The organism is Nocardia sp. NPDC051787 (assembly GCF_040681325.1).
Classification (GTDB): domain Bacteria; phylum Actinomycetota; class Actinomycetes; order Mycobacteriales; family Mycobacteriaceae; genus Nocardia.
Window position 1 is genome coordinate 194143 of record NZ_JBFAYO010000012.1, and the last position, 8222, is coordinate 202364.

6 protein-coding genes and 1 pseudogene are annotated in these 8222 nt (G+C 70.2%); 2 read left to right on the forward strand and 5 right to left on the reverse strand.

What is annotated here, in order from left to right:
* Positions 1 to 191: 191 nt before the first annotated feature.
* Complete coding sequence (locus AB0M45_RS15725; RefSeq protein ID WP_364328465.1) at positions 192 to 371, reverse strand: hypothetical protein; 180 nt, start codon at positions 369 to 371, stop codon at positions 192 to 194.
* Positions 372 to 632: 261 nt separating this feature from the next.
* On the opposite strand from AB0M45_RS15725, the gene AB0M45_RS15730 reads away from it, so the two are divergent.
* Together AB0M45_RS15730 and AB0M45_RS15735 are read left to right on the forward strand one after the other, a co-directional pair.
* Positions 633 to 1808 (forward strand): exonuclease SbcCD subunit D, encoded by a 1176-nt coding sequence (locus tag AB0M45_RS15730; protein ID WP_364328468.1) that lies wholly within the window; start codon positions 633 to 635, stop codon positions 1806 to 1808.
* Positions 1809 to 1951: 143 nt separating this feature from the next.
* Positions 1952 to 5167, forward strand: coding sequence for an AAA family ATPase (locus tag AB0M45_RS15735; protein WP_364328471.1), 3216 nt, complete (start codon positions 1952 to 1954; stop codon positions 5165 to 5167).
* Between the two features lie 71 nt (positions 5168 to 5238).
* Here the strand turns inward: AB0M45_RS15735 and AB0M45_RS15740 are convergent.
* The 4 genes and pseudogenes from AB0M45_RS15740 to AB0M45_RS15755 form a co-directional block, all read right to left on the reverse strand.
* Positions 5239 to 5454 (reverse strand): annotated as a pseudogene (locus tag AB0M45_RS15740) (GMC oxidoreductase); the annotation flags it as partial.
* Positions 5455 to 5523: 69 nt separating this feature from the next.
* Positions 5524 to 6066, reverse strand: coding sequence for a methylated-DNA--[protein]-cysteine S-methyltransferase (locus AB0M45_RS15745; RefSeq protein ID WP_364328474.1), 543 nt, complete (start codon positions 6064 to 6066; stop codon positions 5524 to 5526).
* On the reverse strand, positions 6063 to 7694 hold the full coding sequence (locus AB0M45_RS15750; RefSeq protein ID WP_364328477.1) for an Ada metal-binding domain-containing protein: 1632 nt from the start codon (positions 7692 to 7694) through the stop codon (positions 6063 to 6065). The genes AB0M45_RS15745 and AB0M45_RS15750 overlap by 4 nt, the downstream gene beginning before the upstream one ends.
* Before the next feature lie 162 nt (positions 7695 to 7856).
* Positions 7857 to 8060: a YbdD/YjiX family protein gene (locus AB0M45_RS15755; RefSeq protein ID WP_364328530.1), complete on the reverse strand. Its 204-nt coding sequence runs from the start codon at positions 8058 to 8060 to the stop codon at positions 7857 to 7859.
* Positions 8061 to 8222 lie beyond the last annotated feature (162 nt).

Here is an 8222-nt window from a genome sequence, read left to right on the forward strand (position 1 = left end):
GCTATGCACCCTAGTTGCCGCCGCGCTCGGCGGCGTGGCGGCACGGCCATACGGACTATCCCGCGACTCCAACGAGGTCATGGTGTAGTTGACGGCCTCCACGGTCCTTCCTACTTGGACGCCCGTCCGGTCCGGGGTGCTCGGTGGTCAGCCAGAGCGGGTGGCACGGCTCACGGCCGGGCCCTGCACGGTCAGTACCCCGGTCGCCATCCGAACGTGATGCCGCGCAGCAACCTGGTCACCGTCACGAGGACCGCAATGCGGCCGACGGCGTTACCCACCGCGCCGAGGTCGCGGGGATGCCTGCGCGTGGCATCCACATCGGCCGCAGGACGCCTGCGCGTGTCCTTGCTGGGCGACTGCTGTGGCAAGCGCTGGTTGTCCGCCGACATAGCGAGGGGGCGTCCGCCGCCGTGGCGCGGTGCCCGGCCGGCACGGCATACGGAGTCACCAGTGTCCCGGCGCTCGGGAAGCCAAGGCAGATGCGGGGATTCGATTCGCGGGACGAACCGCGGTCCCGGATCGAACACGCTGATCGGCGCGCCGGACACGCCGTATCGTGGCTGGGCAAATCCGACACAGCGGGCGGGGCAATTGAAGTCTGTCGGTGGGTTGCCCTACGGTTTCGCGGCATGCGGATGCTGCACACCTCGGACTGGCACATCGGGCGCACGTTTCACGGTGTCGATCTGCTTGCCGACCAGGCTCGTTCACTGACCGCGATCGCGGAACTGGTGGCCGAGGAGTCGGTCGACGTGGTCGTGCTGCCGGGCGACGTGTACGACCGGTCGATCCCGAGCGCCGACGCGATCGCGGTGTGCAACCGGGGGTTCGAGGCCATCCGCGCGGCGGGGGCGCAGATCGTCGCCACCTCGGGCAACCACGATTCGCCTGCCCGCCTGGGCGCGGGCGCCAGTTTCGCCGCGGCGGGCGGGTTGCACTTACGCACCACGGTCGCCGATGCCGATCGTCCGGTTCTCCTCGAGGACGAGCACGGGCTCGTCGCGTGCTATGGCATCCCATACCTGGAACCAGAGATCACCCGCGCCGAACTCGATGTGCCACAGGCCCGCTCGCACGCCGAAATCCTGGACGCGGCCATGGCACGCATCCGCGCCGACATCGCGCGGCGGCCGGGCGCGCGGACGGTCGTGCTGGCGCATGCCTTCGTCGTCGGTGGTGAGGCCACCGGGTCGGAACGGTCGATCTCGGTCGGGGGAGTGGAGACGGTACCGTTGGCCGCCTTCGAAGGCATCGACTATGTCGCGCTCGGCCACCTGCATTCTCCCCAGACACTGGCGGAGTCGGTGCGCTACTCCGGCTCGCCGCTGCCATATTCGTTCGCCGAGAACTCGCATCGCAAGGCGGTGTGGATCGTCGACCTGGACGCGTCCGGCTTGGGGCCGGTGTGGGGCCGGGATCTGCCGACGATCCGGGGATTGAGCAAACTCACCGGCACCCTGGACGAGTTGCTCAGCGAAGGCGAGCACACCGCGGCCGAACAGCACTATGTGTCCGCGGTGCTCACCGACATCGCTCGCCCGGTCGACGCCATGCGCAAGCTCAGAGAACGGTTCCCCTACGCCGTGCACGTGGAATGGGCGCGACCCGAGGGCAACCCGGAACTGCGCTACCGTGAGCGGGTGCACGGCCGCCGCGACACCGAAGTAGCCCGCAGTTTCCTCACCGACGTCCGCGGCGCGCCGACCCCGAGCGAGATGACCTGGCTGGACCGTGCGCTCGCCGCCGCCGTCGCGGAACGGGAGCAGCTGACGGTGGTGACCGCGCCCGGGGAACTGTCGGCATGAGTGAGCGTGCCGCGCGGGCAGTGGTCGCAACAGAGCGTTCGCGGAGCCGGGTGTCGGCGAGGTGCACAGATGAGTGAGCGCGGAGGGCGAGGAGCGGACGCCGCGATGGGTGTCCTGCCGGGACCAGTCGTAAGCGCGGCGGCATGAGGCTGCACAAGCTCGAGATGACCGCGTTCGGCCCGTACGCCGACACCACGGTCGTCGACTTCGACGCGCTCGGCGCGGACGGGCTGTTCCTCCTGCACGGCCAGACCGGAGCGGGGAAGACCACGGTGCTGGACGCGATCGCGTTCGCGCTGTACGGCAAGGTGCCCGGTGCGCGCGGCGAAAGCAAGCGGTTGCACTCTGATCACGCCCCGGAACACACGCCGCCGCAGGTGGTGCTGGAAGCGACCTTGGGCGGTCGGCGACTGCGGCTGACCCGCAGCCCCGAATTCGAGCGCCCGAAACGAGACGGCAGCGGCATGCGCACCGTGCCGGCCAAGGCCACGCTGACCTGGCTGGACGGTCACGGCGAAAACCTTGCGCGGATAGCCGATATCGGCGAGGAGATCCTGCGCCTGCTCGGTATGAGCGCCGACCAGTTCTTCCAGGTGGTGCTGCTGCCGCAGGGCGATTTCGCACGTTTCCTGCGCTCGGACAACGAAGATCGCGAAAGGATGCTCGAAAAGCTCTTCGAGACCAAGCGTTTCGGCACCGCCGAGCAGTGGCTCGCCGACAAACGCCGCGCCGCCGAAGCCGATCTGGACGCACGCACCGAGGGCATCAAGCGACTGATGACCCAGGTCGGCATGGCAGCCGGAGTCGCGGATTCGATCGGGATCGCGGAATCGGTCACCTGGTCGGAAGATCTGCTGGCCGCCGCGCGCGCCGACCTCGCGACCGCCGTCACCGAGCTCGAACGCTGCCAGCAGGACTCGGCGCGGACCCGTGAGCAGGCCGAACAACAGCGCCGACTGCACGAACTGCACCGCCGCATGGCCGCGGCCCGTCGCCAACTGGACGGCTACGCGGCCGACGCCGAACGCCGCGGCGCGCTGCAAGCCGAGCTCGAACTGGCGCGCCGGGCCGAGCCGGTCGCGGCGGCCATCGATGAGGCGCGCGCGGCGGTCCGGACCCAGCGGCAGCGGGACAGCGAAAAGCTCAGCGCGGCAAGCCGATTGGCCGCCCGACTCCGGGAATCAGCGAGCGCCGACCTCGGCGGCGCCGAGTTGCTCCGGTCCGATGACGACGCCCATGTGCGCGACGACGCCGATATCGACGCGGCGATTCAGCGCTGGAGCGGGCAGATCGGCGCTCTGGACGAAGTGCGCACCGACGCGGCTACCGCCACTCGGCTGGCTGACGAGCTCGTCGCGCTGCGCGCCGAGGACACGACGCTGGCCGAACGTATCATCCAACTCACCGAGCGACGTGACCAGTTGCCCGCCGCGCTCGCCGGGGCGGAGGCCGGATTGCGCGAGGCGACCGAGGCGGCCGCGGCGCTGCCCGGCCTGACCGCGGAAAGCGAGCGATTGCAGACCGCCGCTACGGCCGCCGTCGAATTGGCCGCGCGCCGAACGGCGCTCGATCATGCCAGGGTCGAATTCGATACCGCCCGCACGGCGCACCTCGACGCCAAGGAACTCGTGCTCGATCTGCGCGAGCGCAGGCTGTCCGGAATGGCTGCCGAGCTGGCCGGTGAACTGGTCGACGGAAGTCCGTGCGCGGTCTGCGGTTCCGCTGATCATCCCGCGCCCGCCCGGCCCACCGCGACCGCGGTGTCCAAGGACGAGGAGGAGGCCGCCGCGGCCGCCGAGCGCGCTGCCGAGGACACCCGCGACCGTGCGCTGTCCCGCATCACGGGGTTGGAGCGCGAGATCGAAGCGCTGGTCGCACGCGGCGGCGACACCGACCGCGTGGAGCTCGCTGCCGCATTGCGGGCCGCGACCGACCGCTACGAGGACACGGCGGAACTGGCCGCGCGTGCCGAGGACCTGAACGCCGAGCTCTCCCGTCTGCGCGACGACGAGACGCGCCTGAACGACGAGCTGCGCGAATGCGATGCCGGTCGCAGCGCGGTCGCCGCCACCATCGACTCCGCTGAAAAGCGCCTGACCGAACTCACCGAACGGCTGCGCGCCGCGGCCGGCGCCGACCAGACCATCGAGCGCCGTCGTGCCCGGCTCACCACCCTTGTTGCCGAGGCGTCCGCGCTGCGCGACACCCGTGCGGATGCGGTGGCGGCACGCGAGCAGGTCTCGCTTGTCGCCGATCGCGTCGAGAACCTCGCCCGCGCCGCGGGTTTCGTGCCCGAAGGACCTGTCGGCGATCCCACGTCCGTTGTCGGCGGTTCCGTACCCGCACCACATCTGGCGACTACCGCGGACGAGCGGGTGGGCAGCATGGCCCGGTCCGGCGACGCCGCTGTACCGGCGGAAGCTGCCGAACCCGATTCCGGCGTGGTGCGACGCATGGCTACGGAGAGCGGTCCGCGCGATGACGTCGCGTTGCTGACCGCGTACGCGAAGGTCGTCGCCGCCGCGTCCCGCACGCCAGGGCGGCAGGCCGAGATCGAAGCCGAACTCCTGGTGGCCGACCGGGCCCGCGCCCACGCGGAAGCCGTTCTGGCGGAACCGGACATCCAGGCCGCCGCGGCGCTGGAGCCCGGTGACCTGACCGAACTCGACGCGCGGGTAGCGGTCGCGCAGAACAGCCTGAACACCGCGGTGGCCGCCCATGCCGAAGCGGGCAGGCGGGCAAGCCAGCTCGAGGACCTGGGCGGTCAGCTCTGGGCCGCCGTCGACCGGATCGCGCCTGCCCAGCAGGCCTTCGAGGAGCTGAAAGGACTCGCCGACGTGGTCGCCGGGCGCGGCGCGAACAACCGCCACATGTCCCTGCACTCCTATGTGCTGGCCGCCCGCCTGGAAGAAGTAGCGCAGGTGGGGTCGTTGCGGTTGCGCAAGATGTCCGGCGGCCGTTACGAATTCGTCCACTCCGACAAGGCGGGTCCGCGCGGCCGCCGCGGTGGGCTCGGCCTCGACATCCGCGACGACTACACCGGCGCCATTCGCCCCGCCAAAACGCTATCCGGCGGCGAAACCTTCATGGCCGCACTGTCATTGGCACTCGGCCTGGCCGACACCGTCGCGGCCGAATCCGGTGGCGTCGTTCTGGACACCCTCTTCATCGACGAGGGCTTCGGCGGCCTGGACGCCGACAGCCTGGACGCCGTCATGGACGTCCTGGACGAACTCCGGGCCGGTGGCCGGGTTGTGGGTGTGGTCAGCCACGTCGATGAAATGCGCCAACGCATACCCAGCCGCCTGCACGTCCTCCGCGGCCGCACCGGCTCCCGCTTGCAAGCAACCATCGCCTGACTCCGGCCGTCCGCGTGCGGCTGTGCCTGGATGCCGACGGCCGCCAGGCGACCCGGTGTCAGATCACGGTTCCCGACATCCTGGGCTACCAGGTGGTCGAGGGCTCGTTCCGCGACCGCGGCGATGGTCATCGACGGGTTGCACGCGGCGGTGTTGCCCGGCATGAGCGCGCCGTCGAGCACGTAGAGGCCGCGCTGGCCAAAGACTCGGCCCTCGAGATCGCATACCGTGCCCATGCTCGCGCCGCCGAGCGGATGCCAGGTGGACGGAAACAGCGCATTGGTGTCGAGCAGTGCACTCGCCGCACCCGCGATCGTGTGGATGAGTATCGACGGCGGATAGAAGGTCCGGGACGCTCAGCCCTCGTGGTCGAGTAGCCAACGTTTCACCGGCAACCCCCAGCGGAATCCGCCCAGTGTGCCGCCGATGCGCAGGATTCGATGGCAGGGCACGAACAGGGCGGCGGCGTTGCGGGCGCACGCGTTGGCGGCGGCGCGCGTGGCGTCGGGGCGGCCGGAGCGGGCGGCGAACTCGGTGTAGGTGAGTGGGCTGCCCGCGGGCACCTTGCGCAGCACCTCCCACGCGTGCGCCAGGAACTCCCCGGATCGTTGGCGAACCGGAATCGGGTCGATCGCCGTGAGGTCGCCCTCGTGGTAGGCGATCACGGCGCTGGTCACCTCACCCAGCGAATCGCGTTGCCGCAGCCGGTCCGGGCGCAGCGTGGGATGGATCAAGCCGCGCAGGTTCTCCGCGTCGGAGGTCCAGCCGGAGGCCAGGACCGCGCCCTTCACGTCGATGAGCGCGGTGAACGGCCCGAGCGGGGTGTCGGTAATCGCGAAATCCACGGTAGAAGTGACTTTTCCGGCGACTGCGGCGGAACCGGCGGTGATGGCGTTCATGATTCGACACTGCCTTTCGTGGTGGCGAGCGCGGGGACTTCGGTGAGTGTGGCGCGGTCGGTCAGGGCCGCTTTCCAGAGGTGCATCGACAGGTATGACCGCCACGGCGCCCAGCGCGCGGTATCCGTCAGATCGATGCCCAATAGGGTGGCGCCTCGGCGGACGACCAAATCGGTGCTCAGCAGTACGTCCGGGTCGGCGAGCAGGCGCATCGTCACGTAGTCGGCGGTCCACGGCCCGACGCCGTCCAGCGCGAGCAGATCGCGGCGCAAGTCGGCGGCGGTCCGTCCCTGGTGCAGCTGCAACTCCCCGGCGGCCAGCGCCTCGGCGGCAGCGACGATGGAGCGGATCCGCCGCGCCGGGCCGGTCAAGACTTCGGCGCCGTGCTCGGCGATCACCCCCGGCGTCGGGAACAGCAGCGGGATCGGACCGTCGACTCGCTCGCCGAGCGCCTCGACCAGCCGCGCGGTGTGCGTGGCCGCGGCGGCGACCGAGATCTGCTGCCCGATCATGGTGCGCAGCAACAGTTCCGCTCCATCCAGGCAGCCGGGCACCCGGATACCCGGCGTGAACAGCGGGGGCATCGCGCCGGACCGGTCGGCCTCGGGCATCGCCTCGGCGTCCGGCGGCGAGCCCGCACCGGCATCCGGCAGATACTCGGTGTGGTGATCCGACAGCCGTGCCAACGACGGCCCGTGCGCCCCCGGCCCGACGCCGAGCGCCTCATCGATCCCGACCGGGTCGGCGTCCAGATCCAGCAGATGCCGCAGCCGTGCCACCGTTGGCGCCAGATCGCGCATGTCGTGCAGGGACAACTCCGCGCGCACGTGGTCGCGCTGGAAACTCAGCCGCACCGTGGCGTGCCCATGTGGCGTGCGCAGATTCCTCGTGTAGGCGCCGTTGTCCCACAGCTCCATGCCGGGCACGATGTGCGCGGACAGGAACCACTCCACCCAGGCGCGGTCCAGCGGTTCCCGGTAGGGCAGCCGCAGCGTGAGCGAGCCGTTGGTGGCGGGTACCGGACGACCGGAGGTGCCGGAATTCGCGCGCTGGGCCTCACTCCGCATCGTCGTGGGGCTGACCGCGAACACCTCGCGCACCGTGTCGTTGAACTGGCGGATGGAGGCGAACCCCGCCGCGAACGCGATATCCGACATGGGCATCGTGGTGGTCTGGATCAGCAGCCGCGCGGTGTGCGCGCGGTGTGCACGGGCCAGTGCCAGCGGTCCCGCGCCGAGTTCGGTGGTCAGCACCCGGGTGAGCTGCCGCTGCGAGTAGCCCAGCGTGGCAGCCAACGCCGGTACCCCGCCGCGTTCGATGACACCGTCACCGATCAGCCGCATCGCCCGCGCGGCCAGATCCGCCCTGGTGTTCCACAGCGGCGAGCCCGGCGCCGCGTCCGGCAGACAGCGGCGGCAGGCGCGGTAGCCGGCCTGCTGGGCCGCGGCGGCGGTCGGCAGGAACGACACGTTGGCCCGCTTCGGGGTGATCGCCGGACACGAAGGGCGGCAATAGATTCCGGTGGTCCGCACCGCGGTGAAGAATTGCCCGTCGAATCGCGAGTCTCGGGTCGACACCGCCCGATAGCACCGTTCGAAATCCAATGCCGTGATCGTCACGCCAACCACAATGTCAGCTACGGCTGACCCGTGCTAGCGGAAATCTGCCATCATTGCCAGCCGTGGTCGCCACCTCGCACAAGCGTCATGACATCGCACCATTGATATCCGGCGCAGAGTAGTGCGAAGCACCACAACGATGTGCGGCGGCGCGCACCAAAAACGTTTCGCTCAGCAGCAGCGGTTGGCCGGATTGCGATCCGCCTCGGCATGCCGCTGCCGCCAGTACTCCCGCTCGGTCGGAATCGCGCACTCCGGATGCCTGCGGCGCAGGTGCTCGACGTAACGCTGGTAGTCCTGTCCGCCCAGGATCGAGTTGAACCACCAGATCCAAGCACGAACACCGTTCCCGCAGGCACGGGCGGTGGCGCGCACCCAGGTGCCGACCGGTCGCGCGGACCGGTCGGCACCCGGGGAGGCGGAACGACTCATTGCGCGTGCACGTGTGCCGCGCCGGGTGCGCGTACTTGTCCGGTCGCGATCAGTTCGTCCCATTGTTTCTGGATTTCCTTCTCCGCCGCGGTGGCGATGAATCCG